The following is a 23,480-nucleotide window of genomic DNA, read 5'->3' on the forward strand; positions in this document are numbered from 1 at the left end:
AAGGTAACGTATTTTTAATAAAGTAGTTTGAAAGAGAGGAAACGATTATGAGTAAAAAAACGAGAGAAAACAGGGAATTTAGATTTGAAACATTACAGCTGCATGTAGGACAGGAGAACGCAGATCCGCTAACCGATGCAAGGGCAGTCCCGATTTACCAAACTTCATCTTACGTTTTTCATAACAGTGAACATGCAGCAGCGCGATTTGGACTAAGAGATGCCGGAAATATCTATGGAAGGTTGACCAATCCGACCGAAGATGTCTTTGAGAGAAGAATTGCAGCATTGGAAGGGGGCGTTGCAGCATTGGCAGTGGCTTCCGGAGCAGCAGCTGTAACCTACGCAATTCAAAACATTGCACAGCATGGAGATCATATTGTAGCTGCAAAGAATATCTATGGAGGAACTTATAATCTTTTGGAGCATACCAACAAACAGTATGGGATTGAAACTACATTTGTAGACCCATTCCGGTATGACGAACTTGATGCGGCGATTCAGGAAAATACAAAGCTGGTATTCATTGAAACACTGGGAAATCCAAACTCCGACGTGGTAGATATTGAAAAGATTGCAGAGATTGCACATAAGCATAAAATTCCGCTTGTGATTGACAACACCTTTGCAACTCCCTATCTCGTTCGTCCAATTGCATACGGAGCAGACATCGTCGTACATTCCGCAACAAAATTTATCGGCGGACACGGCACTGCGATTGGAGGCGTGATTGTAGACAGCGGAAAGTTTGATTGGGAGCAAAGCGGAAAATTTCCTGCCTTGAGCGAGCCAAACCCAAGTTATCATGGAATCAGTTTTACGAAGGCAGTAGGTGCGGCTGCATATGTTACAAAAATTCGTGCAATTCTTTTAAGAGATACCGGAGCAACCCTCTCACCGTTTCATGCATTTTTATTTCTGCAAGGCTTGGAAACCCTGTCTTTGAGAGTAGAAAGACACGTTGAAAACAGCTTGAAGGTAGCGGAATATCTGAAAAACCATCCGCAGGTTCAGGAGGTACATCACCCATCAGTGAGTGATGACGAATTGCAAAAAGAATTATATAAAAAATATTTTCCAAATGGAGGCGGGTCGATTTTCACCTTTGAAATCAAAGGTGACGCGCAGAAAGCAAAAGACTTCATCGACCAGCTTGAATTGTTCTCCCTGCTCGCTAACGTAGCAGATGTGAAATCACTGGTGATTCATCCGGCTTCCACAACACATTCTCAAATGACCGAAGAAGAACTTCTTAATTCTGGTATCAAACCGAATACGATCCGTCTTTCGATCGGAACAGAAAATATTAACGATATAATTGAAGATCTGGAAGAAGCATTTAAAGCGGTACTTTAATAAATAACAGAGACTAAAATTTAGAATAGTCTCTGTTTTCTTGTAAATAAGCAAAAATTTTTTATTTTTATATTTAAAAAAGATATGCTGCTTATATTTACTTAGCATTTTACAGATTTTACAAAGGAATATTGACAGAGAATTTTTTTAATGCTATAGTAACATACATAGAAAAACTATGTATAAAGAATATCTGTGTATGGAGGGCGGTATGAAGATTAATAAGGAGCTTATGAAAGGAAGTACGTCAATTTTAGTGCTTTCACTTTTGAGCAAAGAAGATATGTACGGGTATCAAATTGCGCATCAGCTTAAAGAACGATCAGATAGTGTTTTTGTTCTTAAGGAAGGAACGCTTTATCCAATGCTTCACAGCTTGGAAAATGATAAAGTGATTGAATCCTATTGGGTTGATGCGGATAATGGAAAACGCAGAAAATATTATAAGATCACAAAAAATGGAATGAAACTATTGAAAGATAAAAAGGCGGAGTGGCAAACTTATACGAAAGCAGTGAATACTGTAATCGGAGGTGTTTGCATTGGATAAAAAAGTGAAAGCATTTTTAGATGAAGTATGTATTTATATCAATTGCAAAGCAGTACATAAGGATATTCGTGAGGAGCTTTTTGAACATATAAACGAATTGAAAAAAGAAAATGTGAATCATGGTTACGATGAAAAAGAAGCTCTGGATTTGGCGATTTGTGCGATGGGAAGTACGGAAGAAATCGGTGTCCGATTAAATCGTCAGCATAAGCCTCGGATGGAATGGTCAATTTTGCTTTTAACAATGGCAATTGCAGTAATTGGTGCGGTCGTGATGTATACGAGCAGCCAGTTTACAAGTGGAGAAACAATCAATTTTTCGACCTATGTACTTATCGCTGCAATTGGAGTCGGAACGATGGTAACATTCTATTATTATGACTATACGAAACTGAAAAATCTTTCGGCTGCCTTGTATTTTTCCGGAATCTTGTTACTTGTTGCAACTCTGCTCATAGGGACGAGTGCGAATGGTGCTACAAGGTGGATTTCGATCGGGCCGTTTTCTGTCGTAATACCGGAAGTTGCCAGTCTGCTTTTTTTAATTGCATTTGTAGGATTTTTAGAAAAATACAGGGGAAAAGGTGCGATACAGATTATAAAGATATTATTTACGTGTATGATTTCGGTATTTTTAATCATGCTTTTACCAAGCTTAGCAACTGCTTTTGTACTGTTTATCGTATATGCAGCAGGAATCATTATGGCTGTTATAAGGAATCACTTTGGCGGTAATAAAAAGATGCAGTTTATTTCATTATTTGCAGGTGGCGGTGTCGTTGCAAGCCTATTGTTGTATCGAGTGATTGCAAACCCCTATTTATTAATGCGTCTGAATATTTTTACAGAAAAATCACAAGGATATCAAGAGCGCATGGCAGATCATTGGCTTACTCTTTCCAATTGGTTTGGAAAAATATCCTATTCGGGGGGAAGCCTGAATGGGACGATGCCCAATATTACAGGAGAGTATATACTTGTCAATGTAATTGCGACATTTGGATGGGTAGCTGGAGTTGCTCTTATCATTCTAATTGGTGCATTTATCATTCGATCGTTTCTTACTGCGAGGCAGATAAAAAATAATTACGGGTTTTATTTGTCTTTCTCCGCTTGCATGATTTTATCCGCACAATTTTTGATTAATATTTTAATAAATTTTAATTTGTTCCCTTTAACTGCAGTCAATATGCCATTTGTCTCTTATGGAGGTACGGGATATATTGTGAATATGGCATTTGTCGGCATTATCCTTTCCGTTTGGCGCAGAGATAATCTGATTTCCCATTCAGACAGTGTCAGACTGTCAAATTCAAAGAAAGAGATTATAAGCTATTCAAATGGAAAACTGATTATTGATTTGCAAGCTTGGAGGAAATGATCGTTACAGCACGTGTAGTGGAAAGGTATTAAAATCAGCTGACCTGATTTTAATAACTTGTTTTTTTACATTTCTTTATCATATTTGATGCGATAGTAAATCCCGTAACCGGCGATGAAAAGATAGGAAAATACCAAGAGAAGAATGAGCGTTAAATCAACTTCCATTAAAGCAAAAGAAAGCATTAGTGCACCAAATACAAATAGCATCATATCATATGCTTTTGCCTTTGCACGATTTGCAATTGCAATATTACGCTCATCATTTTTATCAATTTTCAGTTGTTTTTCTAAGTCGGGATGTCCCTTCATGGCTTTCAGACTGATGAGCTCTCCCATGCCATGGCCAAAAATTCCGCAGCCAAGGCCAACACAAACATAAGGTAAAGCTCGCAAAATACCCTGCGGGTCCACAAGTGTCTTGATTAGATATAAGCCAATTCCCAGTAGTAATAATCCTGAGATCGTCAGTAAGTATGTTGAAGCATTTTTTTTCATTTTTATTCTTCCTCCTCATAAATAAATATCTCTTCAATTTGCATTTGAAAATAACGGGCAATCTTAAATGCTAAGACGATGGATGGATTGTATCGACCATTTTCAAGCGAACCGATTGTTTGCCTTGATACTTCCAAAGCGGCTGCAAGCTCTTCTTGCTTAATTCCTCTTAGCTTTCGAATTTCTTCCAATCTATTCTTCAAATATAAAATCTCCTTTCTTGCAAATATGGAAAGTGTGCTTTACATATTTAAGTATAATCATAAAAGCAAAAATGTCAAGCATACTTTCCATAAAAGATAATATTAATACGATACAATTTTTTATATCTGTAATTAATTAGAAAAAAATAGGAGAAATCTGGTATAATATTTGAGTAAAAATAATTTAATGCAAAGATGATAAATGATTAAATGAATTTATTGTACAAGGAGGGGCTTTGCAATGAAAATTCCAGATGAGGTAGAATTAATATCTTTTTTTGAGTCGGAACCTATTTTGTTAGATGAAGTTGTTCCTTTTTATTATAATCAAGCGACATATATTTTTTCCAATAAAAATAATGAATTGTTTAAAGTAAGTATAAGCCCGTCGTATCGTGAAATAAAAGTAGAGGTATGCCTATCAGAAGGTAAAGAATTAATATCTTTTATTGAGATAAATAACCTTGAATCAATGGAAATATTAGTTGATAAAAAAGAAGAGTCCAAAATTATGATGACCAGCCCAAGCAGTATTATTAAAATGAATTTCAAGCCCAAATATAAAATTTTTATGAATCAATTTGGGGAAAAGTAGTTTAGCTTCAATTATACCAGTGCATCAATATCGAAATTAAATTAAGTCATTACAAAAGATTAGTAAAAACTAATCTTTTTTATTACATTTTTACAAAAAGGGTACAATAATTAAAAATAGCAAAAGAAAGGTTGTGATGCTATGACTAATAATAATCCCAATCAATTGATAAATGAAAAATCTCCTTACCTTCTTCAGCACGCATACAATCCGGTAAACTGGTATCCGTGGTGCGATGAAGCGTTTGAAAAAGCAAAGAAAGAAGATAAGCCCATTTTTTTATCCATCGGCTATTCGACTTGTCACTGGTGCCATGTAATGGCGCATGAATCCTTCGAAGATGAGGAAGTGGCTAAGCTTTTAAACCGAGATTATATTTGTATAAAAGTGGACAAAGAGGAACGGCCGGATGTGGATGCAGTATATATGACGGTGTGTCAGGCATTGACAGGAAGCGGAGGTTGGCCGCTCACCATTGTGATGACACCGGAACAAAAACCGTTTTTTGCAGGTACCTATTTCCCAAAGCAACAGAGGTATCAGATGATGGGGCTGTTTGAAATTCTTACAGAATTGACGAAACATTGGAAGGAAAGAAGAGACAGTGTTGAGGAATCTGCATCGAAAATAGTAAAAGCACTCAAAGATGAATCAAATAGTGCCCCTACATTTCATCGAGGTTTTAATGTAATTCATAAAACAGATGAAAAAAAGATAAAAGAAATTTTTCAGCGTGGAAAAACGACTTTTGCTCAAAACTTTGATGAAAAATACGGTGGTTTTGGTCATAGCCCTAAGTTTCCGACTCCCCATAATTTAATGTTTCTGCTGCGGTACCATCACTACGAAAAAGACGAAACAGCTCTATACATGGTGCAAAAAACTTTAAAACAAATGTATCTAGGCGGAATATTTGACCATATCGGTTATGGATTTGCGCGCTACTCAACCGATGACCAATGGCTGGTTCCGCATTTTGAAAAAATGCTGTATGATAATGCTCTGCTTGTAATTGCATATTTAGAAGCATATCAGGTTTATAAAATTGATTTGTACCGTCAAATTGCAGAAAAGGTACTACGTTATGTAATGAGAGAAATGACAAGCGCAGACGGCGGATTTTACTCTGCACAGGATGCAGATAGTGAAGGAGTAGAAGGCAAATATTACGTTTTCAGTCCGGGAGAAATGAGAAAAGTTCTTGGTGAGGCGGAGGGGAATCAATTTAACCATTTTTTTGACATTCGGGAAAAACCGAATTTTGAAGAAGGGAACATTCCCAATTTGATCCAAAACCCAATTTTTGAAGATGATAATATATCCTTCGACTCTAAAATGGAAGAAAATATACAAAAAATATACCGTTATCGCCTGAAACGGACGTATCTGCATAAAGATGATAAAATTTTAACTTCGTGGAATGCATTGATGTTGGTTGCTTTCACTAAGGCATATGGTGTACTTGGAAAAGATGAATATTTAAAAACTGCGCAAGCGTGTCAGGAATTTTTAGAAAAAGAATTAATCGGTCAGGAAGAAGATAAGCTGCTGATTCGGTATCGAGAAGGACATGCAGCTGGGAGAGGAACTTTAGAAGAATATGCCTTTTATATCTGGGCTTTGACTAGCTTTTATGAAGTGACCTTTGATACCAACTACTTGGACCGAGCGATCAAACTTTGCCACAGTATGATTGACCTGTTTTGGGATGATAAGGCGGGTGGTTTTTTCTTAACGGCGAAAGATGCAGAAGATTTAATCTACAGACCAAAGGAAACCTATGACGGAGCCATTCCTTCCGGAAATTCCGTAGCTGCTTATGTTTTGGTAAAATTGAAGAAAATGACTGGAAGTACAGTAATACAGGAAATCTGCGATCGCCAGCTGTCGTTTATCAAGCAGAAAATAGAAGGGTACCCATCCGGATACAGCTTCGCAATGATGGCGCTTATGATGGATACCTATCCAGAAGGGTTTTTGTGTGAGAACGGTGTATGTTCCTAAAAAAATTGCTTAGTCTGCATAGATCAGGGTGAGGAGTCTTCATTCATCTACAAAACGGTAGCCTACTCCCATTTCTGTAAGAAGGTAGCGGGGAGAGGCGGTGTTTTTTTCGATTTTACGACGGAGATTGGCCATAAATACACGGAGAGACTGTGAGTCCTCCTGCTCTTCATATCCCCATATATTTTTTATGATATAGGCATGTGTCAGCACCTGCCCGGAATGTGATACAAGCAGATGGAGCAATCGATATTCGATGGGAGTCAAATGCACCTCATTTCCGTTGACAAATACCTTTCTTCGTTTATAATCCAATTGAAATTCATCCAACTGAAAGATATCTTCGGCAGCCTTTGGCTGCCTTTTTCTTAATGCAACCCTGACTCTTGCGAGAAGTTCACCAATGAAAAACGGCTTTGTGATATAATCGTCTGCTCCGTTGTCCAAAGCGTTGACCTTATCAAATTCTTGATCTCTTGCTGAAACGATGATAACTGGGGTATCAGACTTTTCTCGAATCTGTGATAAGACTTCAAATCCGTCGATGTCAGGCAGACCTAAATCAAGAAGGATTAAAGCGGGATTTGCAGAGAAATAATGAGAGATACCAGAAATGCCTGTATCAGCGCAAAGTGTCTTATAACCATTTGTCTCCAATGAAACGGTAAGAAATCTTGCAATACTTTTATCATCTTCAATAATCAAAATGGTATCAGAAAGTGCATTTGAATTTTTTTTCTGTGAAGTCATAGTGAACTCCTTTCTGTATATTTTATTTGTTGGTTATATCTGTGTTTTCATTGTAGCTTTCTTTATTTACAGGAAAGATAGATGCGTTATAACTATTTTTTACTGTCTCTTGATAAGGGAGCATAAACCGGAACGTTGCGCCGCCTTCCTCATTGTTAAATGCAAGGAGGGTTCCGTTATGTGCATTGATGATGGATTTGCATATGGAAAGACCAAGCCCCATGCCGTGCTGAGAATCCGCATTTTTTCCCGGAGTTGTAGTAAAAGGTTCAAAAATATTATCCAGAGTTATCTGATCAATCCCTCCTCCGTTGTCTGCAACCGAGAAAACGATATAGTTATTTTCTCGATATACCGACAGCACGATTTTTGACGTCGGTGCGGTGTGAATCAGTGCATTGTTTAAGAGATTGACCAATACTTGAATGATGAGCTTTCCATCAAGGGAAAGGGTGATTACCGTATCTGGAATTTGAAGTGAAATTTCATGCTCTTTCTTATTTTTTTCAACACGCTGAAAAGCTTCGTAAATGATATCATCTACAACTTCTTCCTGCTTAGAAAGTTGTATTTTACCTTCCTGAATCCGTGTAGAGCTGAGAAGATTTTCTGTCAACTGATTCAATCGGTTTGCGTCGGTATTGATATCAGCAAGCAGGTTTAAAATAGTCTTTTTATCTAACTGATCAAAGCTTTCCATTATGAGATTAGTAGAGCCGGCAATCCCGGTCAAGGGTGTTCTCAGGTCATGAGAAATGGAGCGAAGAATATTTCCCTGGAGCTGTTCCTTTTCCATCTCCATCCGGATGGACTCTTGATTTTTATGCATTTGTTCTCGTTCCATTGTCAGAGCCATCTGTGACAAAATAGTTTCAATCACAACCATTTCTTCATGTGTAATATCTTTTTTTCCACATAAAAAAGAAGCGATGCCAAAGACAGAATCATTACTTTTTATCGGAATGTATTTCCACTTTGAAGCAGGAAAATACGATGTATCAAAACCGCATGGAACAACATTTGTAAGACACCAAAGTGCGATCGTATTATTCTCCGGAATGTGTTTTGAAGAAAGAATCTCTGGACAGTACGGGCGCTTTAATTCAGAGGTGTTTTTTACCGGATAAATAATAGAAGGATAGTCCAGTAGTTCATTTAAACTTTTAACAGTGTATTCAAAGATGTTTGCAGTACCTGAAATATTCAAATAGCCTAAACTGATTTCATAAAGCAGATGTGTCTGGTGCTCATTACGGCGTGAGATGCCGACATGCGTTTGAAGACGGCTTACCAAGGTACTTGCAATGAATGAAACACAGAGAAAAAGAAACAAGCTCAATATATAATTTGGATCAGATACTTCAAGCGTGTATTTAGGCTGTGTAAAGAAAAAATTAAATAAAAATACACTGGAAATGCACGTAATCGTACCCCAAAAATAACCTTTTGTCTCAAGTGTAGTCAATAAAATAGCGATGAGATAGATTAGAATGAGGTTAATTTCATTTACGCCAAAGGATTCTAGGGATAAGGCGGCTGAAGTGGCTAATACAAGAGCAAGAATGCATTTTAATAATTCAATAAGATTATGATAATATGAGCTTTGGTTCATTTTTTACCTCCAGATTCTACGGTTCATCTTAGTATAAGCGATTTTCGGAGCAGTAAGCAAATGTATGACAGATATGGCGACAACATAAATTTCTAATCGGCCGATAAACATACCACACATTAACACCCAAAGTATGGAAGTGCTGGCGGAATAAGATGTAATTCCACAAGAAAGACCGACACCTCCCATTGCAGAGGAAATTTCGAACAGAGATTCCTTTAAAGGATACCCGTAAGCACATAGGATTAATGTTCCGGTCAGCATGATTAGAAGATAGAGGAACAAAAAGCTGCCAATTTCCGCTCGCTGCTTATTGCCGATCACTTCATCGGTATCCGGCTTTTTCACGTAATTAACACGAACAATTCTATCACTATAAAAGGTGTCGCGAAGACTCCAATAGATTCCTTTTAGAAAGACCCATATACGGAACTGTTTCACGCCGCCTGCGGTTGATCCGGCTTCTCCGCCAATGATCATAAGCAGGATCAGAGGCAGCGATAAGGCACTTGACCAGACTGCAAAAGAAGGAACGGTCTGAAAGCCAGTCGTACTAAAAGCAGATACGGCTTGAAAAGCGGCAACTCTGAAACTTTGTAAGATCGGATAATCCTGTTTTCTCCAAAGGAAGAAGGCGAAAAGCGAGGTTGAAAAAAGAAAAAGAAAAAAGGTAAAGCGAAGCTCACAATAACGAAAAAAATTGCGGAACTTGCCACGGAATATATAAAGGCTCGCAACGAAATTAGTAGAGCCTAAAAACATTAAAATAATGGAGACAATTTCAATCGGCACGCTGTTAAAATAGCCGATGCTTTCCGATTTGGTGGAGAACCCTCCTGTTGCAACGGCTGCAATTGCATGATTTACAGCATCAAACCAATCCATTCCAAAGAGCATATATAAAACAGTTCCTGCCGCAATATATCCGGTGTATATGGATAGGATTAATCTGGAAGATTGAATCAAGTTAGGGAGCAGTTTATCCGAATGGCCTTCTGCTTGATACAATCGCATTCCCGATGCATCTTTTAAAACAGAAACCATAATTAATACCAATCCGATACCTCCGAAAAAGAGCATGAGACTTCGATGCATCAGAAAGATATGTGAAGTATTTTCAACATCAACAACAGAAAGCCCTGTCGTACTCCAGCCACTGGTGGATTCAAACATTGCCTGAGTAAAATTGTATTGGCCGGTAATAAAAAAGGGCATTCCCGATGCTAAGATTGCCAAAAGCCACGACGAAGTGACGATAAACGCACTCTGTCCGGGATTTAGGGGTGTTTTTTCACCGCTTCTAACTAAAAAGCTCAGAAGATACCCAAAAAATAAACAGCTGACGCCTGGCAGAATAAAATATTTTGCATCACCGATTTCCTCCGGATAAGCCAAGAGTACAAGAAGAGGAAGCAGTACAGAAATGCCGATCAATATTAAGATAATGCCCAAATAGCCAAGAATCAGCTGGCTTCCGGTCACTTTAGAATCTGGTTTCATTTTGTTTTCCTTCCAGTCATAGTTGCGATTATGGTATCTTGTGCCGACGGTGAAGATAAAAAAATAAGCTTGTCATTTGGCAGTAAAAGAAGTTCGTTCTGCGGAGGGAGCATATCGTTTCCTCGTAGGACACAGCAAATGAGTGCTCGGTCCGGCAGTGGTATTTCTTGAAGCTGCCGATATTGGTAAGGACAATGCTTGTCCATTAAAAGTTCTGTCAATACCAGCTTGTTATGCTCAATTGAAATGGTGTGAAGAAGAATGTCCACAGTAGAAGCTTGCTCAATAATCTGTGTCAGCAGATAAGTTGCACTGATTGCAGTATTTACCCCCAGCGTCTTAAATACATCGACATTTTTTGGATTAGATACAACAGCCACTGTCTTTTTAATATGAAAAAGCCGCTTTGCAGCCTGGCAAATAGCAAGGTTATCAGAGTCATAAGCGGACAGCGCAATTAAGATATCATAATTTTCAATCTTTGCATCGGCAAGTGTATAAATTTTACTGGAATCCCCATGAAGAATAGGAATTTTATGGGTTTGTGCAAGATAATCACAAAATGCGCGGTCTTCATTGATGACCATTAACGAATGCTTTTTTTTCAGAAGGGAACCAATTAAAAAATCTGCTTTGGTTTTGCCCTCCGCAATGACAATTTTCATAGAAGTTCCTCCTTGATATCAATTGTACTGAGACGTTCAAATTCCTGAATCGAAAGCTTTGCGGGAAAAATAGGGTAGATATGAAGGCCTTCTACCAGCTGTTGTTTTTCCATATCATAAAGGCGGATATAGACCTGTTTGACTTCATATATGACATTGCCGATTTGTGCAATCATCAGATTTACATTATCTCGATCTGCTGTCGCCATTAAAATATCGGTATCTTTGATACCGGCTTTTACAAGTGTATCTAAATCTGTCGCATCACCAATTATCTGAAAGCCGGAAAATGCAGGAGGAAGCTTTCGAAATGCTTCTTTATCAGGGTCGATTACAGTTACCTTATAGCCCTGTTCTGACAGTGATCCTGCGATACTTCCGCCCAACCGGCCGCATCCGGCAATTAATATACTTTTATTTTTTGTTCCAAACATGAAAAGTCCTCGTTTTTCTTCGGTATTTTTTCTTCGGTATTTTAATGTTTCACAGTTTATTATTCTGCGTCATTTTGGTGAGTAAAGCACGTATGCTTTCACTTATAGTATACGTTATGAAAGGAATTTTACACAGTTAGTATTTTGTTAGTCTTTGTATAGAAGATGTTAAAATTTTGTTAATATCATAAAGCAGAAATAAAATCAGAAAAAGCTTGACATACAATTTAAAAAAAGGTAAAGTGAAAAAAAGATAATTTTTCAAACCGTAGATTAAGAAGAGTAGGCCATGAGTGTTTTTTTACAGAGAGCTGCAAAAGGGTGTGATTGCAGTAAAGAATCCATAGCTGAATGGACTTATGAGGGTAGGACGAAAAGCAGAAATGACTGAGTAGCGCCTAACGGAATCTCCATCCGTTATCAAGGGAGTGCATATGATAGTATGCATAAAGTGGATGCATTTTGCATCAATTTGGGTGGTACCGCAGGAGTATAGACTCTTGTCCCAGTGTAAACTGAGACAAGAGTTTTTTTGTTACAATTTTAGAGAAAACATTGCTTTATTCTGTTTTTTATCTGCCGTTAAAATTCGGTAAAGAGAGGAGAAAAAAATGAAACAATCAAAAATTCCGCACAGATTTTATTTAACAGAGGATCAGATGCCGAAACAATGGTATAATTTACGTGCAGATATGAAAGAACAGCCAGAACCGATGCTGAATCCGGCGACTGGTAAACCTGCACAGGCTGAAGATCTTTATCCGGTGTTTTGTGAGAAGCTTGCAAAGCAGGAAATGGATGGGAAAACACGCTATATCGACATTCCCGAGGAAGTGCAGGAGATGTATAAAATTTACCGCCCGTCTCCGCTGGTTCGAGCTTATCAGTTGGAACGGGCATTGGGGACCCCTGCTAAAATCTATTATAAGTTTGAGGGAAATAATACATCCGGCAGTCATAAATTAAATTCTGCGATTGCACAGGCTTACTATGCAAAAGAGGAAGGATTAAAGGGGCTGACCACAGAAACAGGAGCAGGACAGTGGGGCACGGCATTGTCAGAGGCCTGTGCGTATTTCGATATTCCGCTTACCGTATATATGGTAAAAACTTCTTATGAGCAGAAACCATTTCGAAAAACAATCATGCAGACCTTTGATGCAGATGTCATTCCAAGCCCAAGTATGACAACAAATGCAGGAAGAGCAATTCTTGAAACAAATCCGAATACGAGTGGAAGCCTAGGCTGTGCCATTTCCGAAGCAGTGGAAAAAGCGGTTACAACCGAAGGGCATCGATATGTATTAGGTTCCGTATTAAACCAAGTTTTGCTGCACCAATCGATCATTGGTTTAGAAACCAAGCAAGCGATGGAACTTTTGGGAGAGTATCCGGATATTGTAATAGGCTGTGCAGGTGGCGGCTCCAACTTAGGAGGATTAATTGCACCGTTTATGCAGGATAAGCTTATGGGTAAAGCAGATCCGGAAATTTTGGCGATTGAACCAGTTTCCTGCCCGTCATTTACCCGAGGAAAATATGCGTACGACTTCTGTGATACAGGTAAAATTACGCCGATGGCAAAAATGTATACATTGGGATGCGGCTTTATTCCTTCTGCCGATCATGCCGGAGGACTTCGTTATCATGGGATGTCTCCAATTCTTTCTAAGCTGTATCATGATGGCTATATGAAGGCAAAATCAGTAGCTCAGACGAAGGTATTTGAAGTGGCGAATCTGTTTGCGAAATATGAAACCATTTTGCCGGCGCCGGAGTCCGCACACGCCATCCTTGGAGCGGTTGAAGAAGCGTTGCGCTGTAAAGAAACCGGAGAAGAAAAGACAATTCTGTTTGGTCTGACCGGAACGGGTTATTTTGATATGACTGCGTATGCGTCCTATAAGGATGGGAGCATGAAAGACTATATTCCAACAGATGAGGATTTACAAAAAGGGTTTGATGCGCTTCCTCAAATTTAAGATTAAACTAGAATAATACATTCACTAGTTAGAAAATGAATCTATTTTTTAAAATAAAAGAGGCTGTTGCATGACGAAGAAATGATTAGTCGTGTAGCAACCTCTTCTTTATGTAATTTATGGCGAGTCAATCAAACTTTGTGGAAGGCTTAAGTTATCGGTACGGTTTTATCGAGGACTGCCGCTAATTTTGAAGATTGCCGCTAATTTGGAATCAAGTTTAATTCCTCCTATTTTTGCATAATTATTTGTTTTTTGACCTAAGATAAAATGGGTAACGTTACAATAAAAAATATCGTGTAAAGTTTTGTTTTGCATAGTATGGCGAAAAGAAATTAAAAGAAGTTCCATTTATTTCAAAACTTGAAATTAGAACGTTAAAAATAAGAAAGCGGTAACAATATAACAAATATATGCATAAAAAATAAATTTTCGGCGAAAAATGTATTGACAGGAAATCATGGAAATGGTAATATCTTTCTTGCGACATGTTCATGACGCTTTTGAAAACAAATGTGGCGGTGTAGCTTAGTTGGCTAGAGCGTTCGGTTCATACCCGAAAGGTCGGTGGTTCGACTCCACTCGCCGCTACCACATTTAAGACACAGCGATATAAAGCTGTAAACGCAAATTTGGGCGCTTAGCTCAGCTGGGAGAGCATCTGCCTTACAAGCAGAGGGTCATAGGTTCGAGCCCTATAGCGCCCACCATTTTTGCGGCCTGGTAGTTCAGTTGGTTAGAATGCCAGCCTGTCACGCTGGAGGTCGTCGGTTCGAGCCCGATCCAGGTCGCCATTTAAATTTGCAATTTGTTTTCATATGGTGGGTATAGTCAAGTGGTTAAGACACAGGGTTGTGGCTCCTGCATGCGTGGGTTCGAACCCCACTACCCACCCCAAAATATTCAAGAGTGACGTTGGGGTATCGCCAAGCGGTAAGGCAACGGATTCTGATTCCGTCACTCGGAGGTTCGAATCCTCCTACCCTAGCCAATTTTTAAAATCTATCATATAAGTACATTTTAAATCATAAAATAGTGCTGTTAGGGCGACATAGCCAAGTGGTAAGGCAGAGGTCTGCAAAACCTTTATTCCCCAGTTCAAATCTGGGTGTCGCCTCCAAAGTGAGAGCTCCAAGTTCATTGTAGATAATGGATTTGGGGTTTTTTATTTTGATTTTAAATTGTGAAGAGGATATTAGTAAGTATTTTGAGTTTCTGTTTCTCCATAAATAAGTGACTCTTTCGAATTAAAGTCATTTTTATGATAACTTATCTTTGAAAATTATGTAAAGACAGATAATCTGAAATTGTAATTTAGTATGTGAAGAAGCTCGTGTCGGAATGAAAACGAAACAGAAAGCTCATTATATAAACCGTAAGCACTATCCATAAACAGATGTCATTGTTTTAGCAACTTTTCTTGTGTTATGCAGTGTGAATTGTTATAATCTACTGTGGCAAATTTACAATTTTAGTATTTCTTCAGAAAAGAGCATAAAAGGTTGGAAGAGGTTCAACCTAACAGTCATGTGCCATTTTGCACATGGGAGAAGTTAAAACAAAATGCTGATACGGGCATAATAATAGCAATTCATTTGCCCCGATAGCAGGAATGGAGATGAAAAATGATTCAAGTAGAAAAACTTTCCTTTGGTTTTCCTGCAAAAGATTTATATAAAGAAGTTTCGTTCACATTAAAAATGGGAGAGCATGCAGCTTTTATCGGAAGCAATGGTACTGGGAAATCAACGCTTGTTGATATGATAATTCATCCGGAACAGTATTTGTACGATGGGAAGATTATAAAAGATGAAAACTGCCGTATTGGGTATGCCAGTCAGTTTGCCGTGAGAGATAAAACACAGGACTGCACGGTTTTTGAATATTTAAGTGAGAGATTTGTGGAAAATCAGCAAGCGACAGCTGCCGTGTGTGAAGAAATGGCAGCAGCTGAAGATGCGTCATCGTTATTCGAGAAATACCAGGCTCTTTTAGATGCCTTTGAGGCCATGGACGGAGATCACTATGTAAACAATATCCGCAAACAGCTATATGCAGCCGGTATGCGTGAATTAGAAGAAACAAAGTTATCGCAACTGAGTGGCGGAGAGTACAAGCTACTTCAGATTATGAGAGAAATGTTACTGTCTCAAGAGTTCCTCGTTTTGGACGAGCCGGATGTATTTCTGGATTTTGGGAACTTAAATCGACTCTGTCAGTTAATTAACGACTATGAGGGGACGGTATTAGTCATTACCCATAATCGATATTTGCTGAATCACTGCTTTAACAAAATTTTACATTTGGAAAACGGTGACATTCAGGAATTTGATGGAAATTATACAGGATATCGTTCAGCGCAGCTAAAGGAAAAGCTAAAACTGAAATTGCAGAGTATAGAAGAAGAAGAAGAAATTGAGCGTACGAAGAATATGGTTGATATTTTTCGTAAAAGAGCCACGCTGCATGACAATCCTGTTGTTGGGAGTACTGCAAATGCAAAGCAAGCACAGCTTGACCGTTTGCGTGCAAGGCAAATTAAGGCACCTTTTATTGAACTTCGTGAGCCGAAGATTGAACTTCCGGCGATTGAAGTTAAAGAAAAACAACCTGTTTTAAACATTTCAGATTATAATGTGTCGTTTGATGAAACTTTACTTCAAAATGTCAATTTTGAATTGCTCGCTGGCGAAAAAGCAGCCATTGTTGGCGCAAATGCTACAGGAAAAACGACTTTAATGCGTGATATCTTAAAGAATAACCATCCTTCCATTCATATCGACGAAACTATAAGCTATGCCTATTTATCTCAGCTTCAGGGTGAGAATTTAGATGAAACAAAAACGGTATACGAGGTTATGGAGAACGTAGGTTTTGAGACAAAGGAAAGTATTCGTGAGTATTTAGAAAACTATTGCTTGGAAGGAGATACCTTAAAGCAAAAAATAGGACAGCTATCCGGCGGGGAAAAGAATTTGCTCCAGATTGCGATGATTGCAAATACAAATGCAGAACTACTAATTTTGGATGAACCGACCAGTCATTTGGATCTTTATGCACAAATGGCCCTGGAAAAAGCCATTTCCGAATATAAAGGGGCTGTACTGATGGTAAGTCATGATTTCTATCTTGTCGCAAATTGTGCGGATTACGTTTTACTGATAGAAGGGAACACGATTCGGCGATTGCGCGCGCGTTCTTTTCGTAAAATGGTATATGATAAATATTTCGATCAGAAGTATTTAGAGATAGACAAGAAAAAACAAGAATTAGAAGCTGATATTACGGCAGCCTTTAAAAAGAACGATCTGATAACGGTAGAAAAACTTTGCAGTCAGTTAGAAGAACTTCGCTAAGCTGCGAGTAGTATGGAGGATAAAATGACTGAATTATTAGCTCCGGCAGGAAATATGGAAGCTTTAAAAGCTGCAATTTCTAATGGTTGTGATGCGATATACTTGGGAACGCAGAAATTTGGCGCACGGGCCTATTCCTCTAATTTTGATTTAGAGTTGTTAAAAGAGGCGGTACTGTATGCACACCTGCGGAATGTTAAAATCCATGTAACCATGAATACCATCGTTTTCGAAAATGAAATGGAAGCGATGAAAGAGCAGTTGCACGAGTTAAATGAAATCGGTGTGGATGGAATTATCGTCCAAGATCTTGCTGTGTTCGATTACCTCGTTAAAAACTTTCTTGATATGGAAGCACATTGTTCAACGCAAATGGGAATCGACGATTTAGACGGAACTTTATTATTGAAAGAACTCGGTGCAAAAAGAGTGGTTCTGTCTCGTGAGGTCGAGATTGAAAAAGTAAAAGAAATCAAAAGAATTGCCAAAATACCTTTGGAAATCTTTGTTTACGGTGCCTTATGTGTCTCTTATTCCGGGAACTGTCTCATGTCGGGCCTGATCGGTTATCGAAGCGGCAATCGCGGAAGATGCGTTGGTTCCTGTCGTAAGGAGTACGAACTCATCGATAAGACAACAAATACTTCTTTAGGGAAAAACTATATTCTATCTATGAAGGACTTAAACACAATTGATTATATCGATGATTTAAAAGAGATTGATTCTTTAAAAATAGAAGGTCGAATGAAAGAGCCTGCCTATGTTGCAAATGTTGTATCAAAATATCGTGCAGCCTTAGACCATAAAATAACCAAAGATGAGAAAGAAAATTTGAAAAAAACCTTCAATCGAACCTTTACGAAAGGATATTTGTTCCACGAAGATAAGAAAGAGATTACAAACATTTTAAGACCGAATAATTTTGGTTATGAAATTGGAACAATCAGCAAGGTTGTAAAAGACAGGTATGAAATAACGCTCACAAAGCCTTTGCATCAAAACGATATCATCCGAATCAGTCATAACAATGAAGATGTGAATTTAACTGTTGTAAAACTGTACGACAAAGACGGCAATTTAATTAACAAAGCAGAGGATGTCTGTTACATCAAGATAAAAGAAAAACTCTCTAAGGGGGACTTTGTCTATATCACGAAGGATTCTTCCTACTATAAAGCGATAGAAGCCTCACTGGAAAAAGAATTTAAGCGTTTTGACCTAGATATTAGAGTGTATGCATGTCCAGGTTCAAAGCTGATTGTAGATGCAAAAGGATTAGGATTTCATTATTTATATGAGAGCGGAGAACTACTAAGCGAAGCAATGAATAGTCCGACGACAAAAGAGCAGGTAATCAAGCAATTTTCAAGATTGAATGATACGATATTCCAGCTTCATTCTGTAGAATTTGAGGAACAAAATGCATTCGTCCCAGCGAAACTGTTAAATGCAGCAAGAAGAGAGATTGTACAGGGCTTGTATGACTTAAAGCTTAACAGCCAAGAGAAGAGAACCAAGACTCCGAAAGCAAAAGAGAAAATAAGCTTCCCATCTGTAAAACCATACCTTACAGCCTCTGTCACAACGACGGAGCAGTATGATGCCTGCGTGAGCTGCGGTATTCAGGAAATCTATTTCGAAAACATTGTTCGAAGAAATCAAAACGAGTACAAAGAAAAGGAAGGGCAGCTGCTAATCGGAGGATACGGCGGAATCTATCACTATAGAGAAACAAATCCTTTTGTTACGGACTATTCCCTCAATGTTGTGAACTCTGCCAGCTGTTATGAATTATATCGATTAGGTGCAAAACGAGTCACCTTATCTTATGAATTGAATAAGAGACAAATTGAAGATTTAATCCATGCCTATTCTGAAGAAAATGACGGCTATCCTGCACTGGAAATGATCGTATACGGTAAGGCTCCTTTGCTGTTTACAAAATATTGTCCACTGAAAAAAATGAATCAATGCGGTGATTGCAAAACGAAGCACTACGAATTAAAAGATGAGCACGGAACGTTCCCCATCCTTTCTCATGAGGATTGTACAACGACAATTCTAAATGGGAAGACACTGAATCTTTTAGACGAGATGTCTTGTATAAAAGGAATTGAGGCATTTCGATTAAACTTTACGGTTGAATCAAAAGAGCAGGTTGTGAAAACCATTCATAAGGCATTGAGCAAACTAAATGGCGCAACTGATAAATCTGCCTTTAATAAGGAAACAGATACGAGAGGCCATTTCAATAAAGAAATTTTGTAAGGAAGTCCTAGTTTCAATCTGGGTGCCACATACTGAATAAAAGCTCCAAAACCATTGAAATTAGGTGGATTGGAGTTTCTTTATTTCGAAAATTAGATGTGTGTATTTACAAGGGATGCATATTTAAATATGATTCAATATATGAAAGCCCTCGGAATGGAGCTTAAGGATATTAAAAGACATCTGGAGAAACCAAATCATTCATTAATGGAACGTGTATTGAATCAAAAAAGTCTGCAAATTGATGAGCAAATACGAAAGTCGAACTATCAAAAAAGAGCGATAGAGCGCACCTTGCAAAGCTTTCAGCGTAATGGATGACGTAGAATACTTATCCTACCCAATGCAAATGTACTTGAAATAGAATGAAGTAAAAGAATAAGATACTTGCAATATCAAGAATAAAAGACTTCTGTGATACCTCCTTCTCACATAGCGGGTAAAACGGGAGTCTTTTTTTGATACAAATTACAAATTACCAATTTAAATTAAAAAAACATAGCAAACTTTAAAAAATAAGCAGATATTTGAAAAAATATCTAGAAAATTGCTGAATGCTAGAATATAATTAAAATAAATATTTAATATTAAGATAGATTAAAAAGAATTATTTAAAAGAGGAGATTGGAATGTAATTTTTCAGGTCCGTTTTTTTATTGGTTTGGAAGGTTTAATATGGAATTTATAAATCAAACTTTTTTTGATCGAAATTTTGAGGAGAACAAAGATGATTTTTCCTTAAATCTTTTTATGCACAATAATGTGTGTATTATGGTATTAGCCTTTTATTTAGCAATTGAACAATTCTGTTACGGGTATTTTTTAGCCCAGGACGATGTATTAAAGGACATTCATTTGTTTTCTGCGTTTGTGATGGGAGTTTATTTTATATTTGCTGTTTATTTTTATGGGAGAAACATAATGTATGCCAGCCTATGGCTGAAGATATATGAATTAAGTTTTGGCTTATATGGGTTTGCTTCATCGATTTTACGTGCCCTGACCATAAAAAGTACCATATTTGCGATACCAACAGTATATATAGCAGTCATATATGGTTTTGCAGTATTTTTTTATTTCCGTCCGGCGAAGAGCTTTATGATTTATTCAATCACCTGTGTTTGTACAATTCTTTTGTTACCTATCTTTAAACCAGAGGTTCTTTATCATAACTACAAATATGATATCATATCCAATAACGTCATTGCATGGATTGCATCCTGTATTGGCTTTCAACGTTTTCGAAAAGAATTTGTCAATCAGAAAACGATTCGAAAGAAAAATGAAATGCTTCAGGAAAAAACGATTGAGATTGAAAAGATAAATAAAGAGCTGCATTACAATTCTACTATGGATTCCTTAACAAACTTATATAATCGCCGCTGGTTAAATCAATTATTAGAAGATGAATTTATAAAATGTAAGAAAACCGGAAAAACATGTTCACTCATTCTGTTGGATGTAGATTTTTTTAAGTCCATCAATGATACATATGGCCACAGTGTCGGAGACCGCGTGCTCGTAGAAGTAGCGGAGCTGATTAAGCAAAGCGTGAGAAAAGAAGACGCTGTTGGACGCTGGGGCGGAGAAGAGTTTTTGGTTATCTGCCCAGAGACGGAATTTGATACAATCTATCAGATTGCAGAACAAATCAGAGTTAGAATTGAGAATTTTGACTTTCGTTTGAAGGACAAGGTGACTTGCTGCTTGGGTATCGCTACAAATCTAGCATCGGATACGGTTTTGGAGCTAGTACAAAAAGCAGATCGAGGCTTATATAGAGCAAAAGATAAAGGGAGAAACAGAGTAGAAAAAGGAGAATAATTTAATAGTAAGAAATGTATTGCATCATTTTGGTTTGGCATAATATGGACTTGTTACAGATTTTGTATAATAATGAATGAGTGGGAGATGAAATACAAATGGAAAGAAGTTTAAACGATCGCCGATTTTTTGAAGATATTATTTGGCCTAAATATGAGTACATAAATAAGTTTTTATATACGATTACTCTAGATGTCTTTTTATCAAATGAAATTACGCAGGAAACGATGGTTACTGCATGGAAAAATATTGAAAAGCTAAAAGGTTACAGGCATTTGTCTGCGGCTTTGCGAAGGATGGCAATGAATACCCTTTGCAGTCATTACCGTAAGAACAGTGAGCTGCTGCGCAGCTTGGAAAATGCTGACCTGATTGAAAACATTGGAGTGGAATCAAATATTAACGATTATGTAAATCATGAAGGAAATCTTCGTGATATTCAATTTTTATTTAATGAAATGCGCGATGAGTATTTGCAAATTGTTCTTTTGTGTGATTACTATGAACTGCCCTTAAAAATTGTAGCAAAATTTTTAGGCTTGAATTATAATACAGCAGCTTCCTACCATAAGCGAGCACTGGAGTACATGAGAGCAAAGGTAGATGGAACAGAATATTGCAAGGACCACAGGAGGGGAGTTCAGCATGTGTAAAAAGATCAAAGATGAAGTGTATGAGAGGGACAGGCATTTAAGCCAGACCTTGATAAAAGAGGCAATGGAGGACCCTATAAATGAATTAGACTTCTTTCAGGAATTGAATTCTATACAGAAACCTACATTGCAATCCTTTATGGAGGAGATGGATCAGATCGAAAAGCGGAAGCAGAATCCTTCGGTCTATGAGCCTATTTATGCCGGAATAAAAGAAAAGTTTTTTGAATGGGGAAGAAAAAACAGATGTTATAAAATTGCGGGAGCACTGATTCTTTTTCTGTTTCTCACAACAATTGTAACTTCTTTTTTTAAAATAGAGCCATCTATAGCAGGGAAAATAAAGTTAAACTTATTTGGAAAAGAGATAGAAAATGGATTTGTAGAAGACAGCCATGTTGGAGTAGAGGAACCACAGACTATAGAAGAGATTGTTGAAGATGAAAGATATATCGATGCCATGAATGAAAAGTATGATCAGCTGGTAGTTCCTGGATATATTCCGGAGGATTATGCATTTGAATCATTGACGGTTAAAAAGTCTGGCAATAAGAATTTTAAAGCGATTTATATTTATCAAGATGATGAAAATACTAAAGTGATTTTAAGTCAGAGAGCGTTCAATGATGACCAAGGTGCAGTTTTTGCAAATGCGATTGAGGGCTTTGAAGAGTTGGAAAAAGATAAAGTTTTTTATCAAGAGGATCAAAATCTTAATGGTGTGTCTGTGTTATTAATAGTGTATGATGATTATACTATATCAATTTCTGGTACCTTAGAAAAAGACGAGCTATTAAAAATCAAAGAAAAGCTTAAGCATTAAGTAAAAAATTTTTTATTTTATGTAGAAATTTAATAAAAAAGTGCAATTTTTGTCTCCTTTCTTGCGTTTAAGTATAGGGACCAATAAAGGAGGATTTCATGAAAAAGAAAAAACAGGTAGCAGTATTATTCGTATTGGCGTTGATGATGGTATTTTCATCGACATTTGTGTATGGCGCAGAGGTGAAGGCTCGGGAGCTGCCGTCCATGCGTATGGTGGCGAGCGGCGACCTTTCGCTGACCAGGATGGCAGATAAGAAAGCGGAGTTGGAGGTGTACTGCCGCTCTTCGGTGATTGCAGATTACATCAAGGCAACGTGCACCGTTCAGAAGCTGAACACTTCCACCAAAAAGTATGTGGATTTTGGAGAGACCTTTGAGATCAAGGACACGAACACGCCTGTTCTGTCTGAATGCCGCATTCTTACAATGAGCAGCAGCGGCACATTCCGTGTTAAAGTGGTTTTTGAAGATAAGGTAAATGGCATTACAACGAGGACAAATGCGTATTATACCCAAGCAGTTGGATTATAATTTATTATTTATTTCTAAAAAGTTAGTATAAAATCAGAATAAAAAAAGATTTATTTGTATATAATGATAAAAAAAGAGAAGTATATGGTTGGTTCCTAAATTTTGTGTCAGATATTCGTAGAAAAAACAAAGAATGAAGTGGGTGTTTTCGACATTATTTTGAACGGAAAAAGTAGATAATGTGAATAATAAGAAGTAGAGATTAATGTGCGTTTAGTTTTCAAAGATGAATCGTCAAATTACTATTAGGGGGACGGAACATGAACGTGATAGAATTAGCACTGAAAACTGTGCAAAGAGCTGTCAGACATTTCAAGATTGCAACTACGAAGGGGAACGTGCGTTACGGCTTGAAAGTTGGGAGTGTGATGAAATGTTTCTAGAGCAGCCCTTCGTGCCCATTTTCTTTGTGATAGCAACCGCTGTCATGTATGCGACTTGTATACCCATTCTGATACGTGAATGGAAGAATATGCAAGATCGAGAAAAATGAGA

21 protein-coding genes, 6 tRNA genes and 1 other annotated feature are annotated in these 23,480 nt (G+C 37.6%); of the genes, 20 read left to right on the plus strand and 7 right to left on the minus strand.

Annotated features, from left to right (window positions below):
• Positions 1-47: 47 nt before the first annotated feature.
• The 3 genes from U5921_RS10250 (at position 48) to U5921_RS10260 (ending at position 3,286) form a co-directional block, all read left to right on the plus strand.
• Positions 48-1,355 carry an O-acetylhomoserine aminocarboxypropyltransferase/cysteine synthase family protein gene (locus tag U5921_RS10250; RefSeq protein ID WP_324823040.1) on the plus strand — a complete coding sequence of 436 codons (1,308 nt, stop codon included), beginning with the start codon at positions 48-50 and terminating at the stop codon, positions 1,353-1,355.
• Between the two features lie 211 nt (positions 1,356-1,566).
• Entirely contained in the window at positions 1,567-1,905 is a 339-nt protein-coding gene (locus tag U5921_RS10255; protein WP_324823041.1) for a PadR family transcriptional regulator, read from the plus strand.
• Complete coding sequence (locus U5921_RS10260) at positions 1,898-3,286, plus strand: FtsW/RodA/SpoVE family cell cycle protein (RefSeq protein WP_324823043.1); 1,389 nt, start codon at positions 1,898-1,900, stop codon at positions 3,284-3,286. Before U5921_RS10255 ends, U5921_RS10260 begins: the two co-directional genes overlap by 8 nt.
• A 65-nt stretch (positions 3,287-3,351) precedes the next feature.
• Here the strand turns inward: U5921_RS10260 and U5921_RS10265 are convergent, their stop codons facing one another.
• Together U5921_RS10265 and U5921_RS10270 are read right to left on the minus strand one after the other, a co-directional pair.
• Complete coding sequence (locus tag U5921_RS10265; RefSeq protein WP_324823045.1) at positions 3,352-3,783, minus strand: DUF6442 family protein; 432 nt, start codon at positions 3,781-3,783, stop codon at positions 3,352-3,354.
• Positions 3,784-3,785: 2 nt separating this feature from the next.
• Positions 3,786-3,986: a helix-turn-helix transcriptional regulator gene (locus U5921_RS10270; protein ID WP_324823047.1), complete on the minus strand. Its 201-nt coding sequence runs from the start codon at positions 3,984-3,986 to the stop codon at positions 3,786-3,788.
• 241 nt (positions 3,987-4,227) lie between these two features.
• On the opposite strand from U5921_RS10270, the gene U5921_RS10275 reads away from it, so the two are divergent.
• On the plus strand, positions 4,228-4,581 hold the full coding sequence (locus tag U5921_RS10275) for a hypothetical protein (protein ID WP_324823049.1): 354 nt from the start codon (positions 4,228-4,230) through the stop codon (positions 4,579-4,581).
• 141 nt (positions 4,582-4,722) lie between these two features.
• Entirely contained in the window at positions 4,723-6,585 is a 1,863-nt protein-coding gene (locus tag U5921_RS10280) for a thioredoxin domain-containing protein (protein WP_324823051.1), read from the plus strand.
• A gap of 39 nt (positions 6,586-6,624) precedes the next feature.
• Here U5921_RS10280 and U5921_RS10285 read toward each other — a convergent pair whose 3' ends face one another.
• Genes U5921_RS10285 through U5921_RS10305 form a run of 5 tightly spaced genes read right to left on the minus strand, consistent with a single transcriptional unit; the run spans position 6,625 to position 11,546 of the window.
• Positions 6,625-7,335, minus strand: coding sequence for a response regulator transcription factor (locus U5921_RS10285; protein ID WP_324823053.1), 711 nt, complete (start codon positions 7,333-7,335; stop codon positions 6,625-6,627).
• A gap of 22 nt (positions 7,336-7,357) precedes the next feature.
• On the minus strand, positions 7,358-8,947 hold the full coding sequence (locus tag U5921_RS10290) for a sensor histidine kinase (RefSeq protein ID WP_324823055.1): 1,590 nt from the start codon (positions 8,945-8,947) through the stop codon (positions 7,358-7,360).
• A gap of 3 nt (positions 8,948-8,950) precedes the next feature.
• Positions 8,951-10,447 carry a TrkH family potassium uptake protein gene (locus tag U5921_RS10295; RefSeq protein ID WP_324823057.1) on the minus strand — a complete coding sequence of 499 codons (1,497 nt, stop codon included), beginning with the start codon at positions 10,445-10,447 and terminating at the stop codon, positions 8,951-8,953.
• The gene (locus U5921_RS10300) at positions 10,444-11,112 is read right to left on the minus strand and encodes a TrkA family potassium uptake protein (protein ID WP_324823059.1); all 669 of its coding nucleotides are present in this window, start codon (positions 11,110-11,112) and stop codon (positions 10,444-10,446) included. Before U5921_RS10300 ends, U5921_RS10295 begins: the two co-directional genes overlap by 4 nt.
• Positions 11,109-11,546, minus strand: coding sequence for a potassium channel family protein (locus U5921_RS10305; RefSeq protein ID WP_324823061.1), 438 nt, complete (start codon positions 11,544-11,546; stop codon positions 11,109-11,111). The genes U5921_RS10300 and U5921_RS10305 overlap by 4 nt, the downstream gene beginning before the upstream one ends.
• A gap of 260 nt (positions 11,547-11,806) precedes the next feature.
• Positions 11,807-12,057, plus strand: a binding site (T-box leader).
• Between the two features lie 100 nt (positions 12,058-12,157).
• Here U5921_RS10305 and U5921_RS10310 point away from each other — a divergent pair.
• The 15 genes from U5921_RS10310 to U5921_RS10380 all read left to right on the plus strand — a co-directional run bounded on the left by U5921_RS10310 (position 12,158) and on the right by U5921_RS10380 (position 23,368).
• Complete coding sequence (locus U5921_RS10310) at positions 12,158-13,528, plus strand: TrpB-like pyridoxal phosphate-dependent enzyme (RefSeq protein WP_324823063.1); 1,371 nt, start codon at positions 12,158-12,160, stop codon at positions 13,526-13,528.
• 517 nt (positions 13,529-14,045) lie between these two features.
• Positions 14,046-14,122: transfer RNA gene (locus tag U5921_RS10315), tRNA-Met, on the plus strand.
• 40 nt (positions 14,123-14,162) lie between these two features.
• Positions 14,163-14,238, plus strand: a tRNA-Val gene (locus U5921_RS10320).
• Between the two features lie 7 nt (positions 14,239-14,245).
• Positions 14,246-14,322, plus strand: a tRNA-Asp gene (locus U5921_RS10325).
• A 27-nt stretch (positions 14,323-14,349) separates the two neighbouring features.
• Positions 14,350-14,425: transfer RNA gene (locus tag U5921_RS10330), tRNA-His, on the plus strand.
• Positions 14,426-14,444: 19 nt separating this feature from the next.
• Positions 14,445-14,519: transfer RNA gene (locus U5921_RS10335), tRNA-Gln, on the plus strand.
• Positions 14,520-14,573: 54 nt separating this feature from the next.
• Positions 14,574-14,648: transfer RNA gene (locus U5921_RS10340), tRNA-Cys, on the plus strand.
• A gap of 505 nt (positions 14,649-15,153) precedes the next feature.
• Positions 15,154-16,884 carry an ABC-F family ATP-binding cassette domain-containing protein gene (locus U5921_RS10345; protein WP_324823065.1) on the plus strand — a complete coding sequence of 577 codons (1,731 nt, stop codon included), beginning with the start codon at positions 15,154-15,156 and terminating at the stop codon, positions 16,882-16,884.
• A 24-nt stretch (positions 16,885-16,908) separates the two neighbouring features.
• Complete coding sequence (locus U5921_RS10350; RefSeq protein ID WP_324823067.1) at positions 16,909-19,152, plus strand: U32 family peptidase; 2,244 nt, start codon at positions 16,909-16,911, stop codon at positions 19,150-19,152.
• A 129-nt stretch (positions 19,153-19,281) separates the two neighbouring features.
• Complete coding sequence (locus U5921_RS10355) at positions 19,282-19,473, plus strand: hypothetical protein (protein WP_324823069.1); 192 nt, start codon at positions 19,282-19,284, stop codon at positions 19,471-19,473.
• A gap of 354 nt (positions 19,474-19,827) precedes the next feature.
• Positions 19,828-20,976 carry a GGDEF domain-containing protein gene (locus U5921_RS10360; protein ID WP_324823072.1) on the plus strand — a complete coding sequence of 383 codons (1,149 nt, stop codon included), beginning with the start codon at positions 19,828-19,830 and terminating at the stop codon, positions 20,974-20,976.
• 98 nt (positions 20,977-21,074) lie between these two features.
• A complete protein-coding gene (locus U5921_RS10365; protein ID WP_324823074.1) occupies positions 21,075-21,629 on the plus strand; it encodes a sigma-70 family RNA polymerase sigma factor in 555 nt (184 codons plus the stop codon).
• Entirely contained in the window at positions 21,622-22,452 is an 831-nt protein-coding gene (locus U5921_RS10370; RefSeq protein ID WP_324823076.1) for a DUF4367 domain-containing protein, read from the plus strand. Before U5921_RS10365 ends, U5921_RS10370 begins: the two co-directional genes overlap by 8 nt.
• Positions 22,453-22,550: 98 nt before the next feature.
• Entirely contained in the window at positions 22,551-22,985 is a 435-nt protein-coding gene (locus U5921_RS10375; RefSeq protein ID WP_324823078.1) for a hypothetical protein, read from the plus strand.
• A gap of 260 nt (positions 22,986-23,245) precedes the next feature.
• Complete coding sequence (locus tag U5921_RS10380; RefSeq protein ID WP_324823080.1) at positions 23,246-23,368, plus strand: hypothetical protein; 123 nt, start codon at positions 23,246-23,248, stop codon at positions 23,366-23,368.
• The last annotated feature ends 112 nt before the right edge of the window (positions 23,369-23,480 follow it).

Source organism: Sinanaerobacter sp. ZZT-01 (assembly GCF_035621135.1).
Taxonomy (GTDB): domain Bacteria; phylum Bacillota; class Clostridia; order Peptostreptococcales; family Anaerovoracaceae; genus IOR16.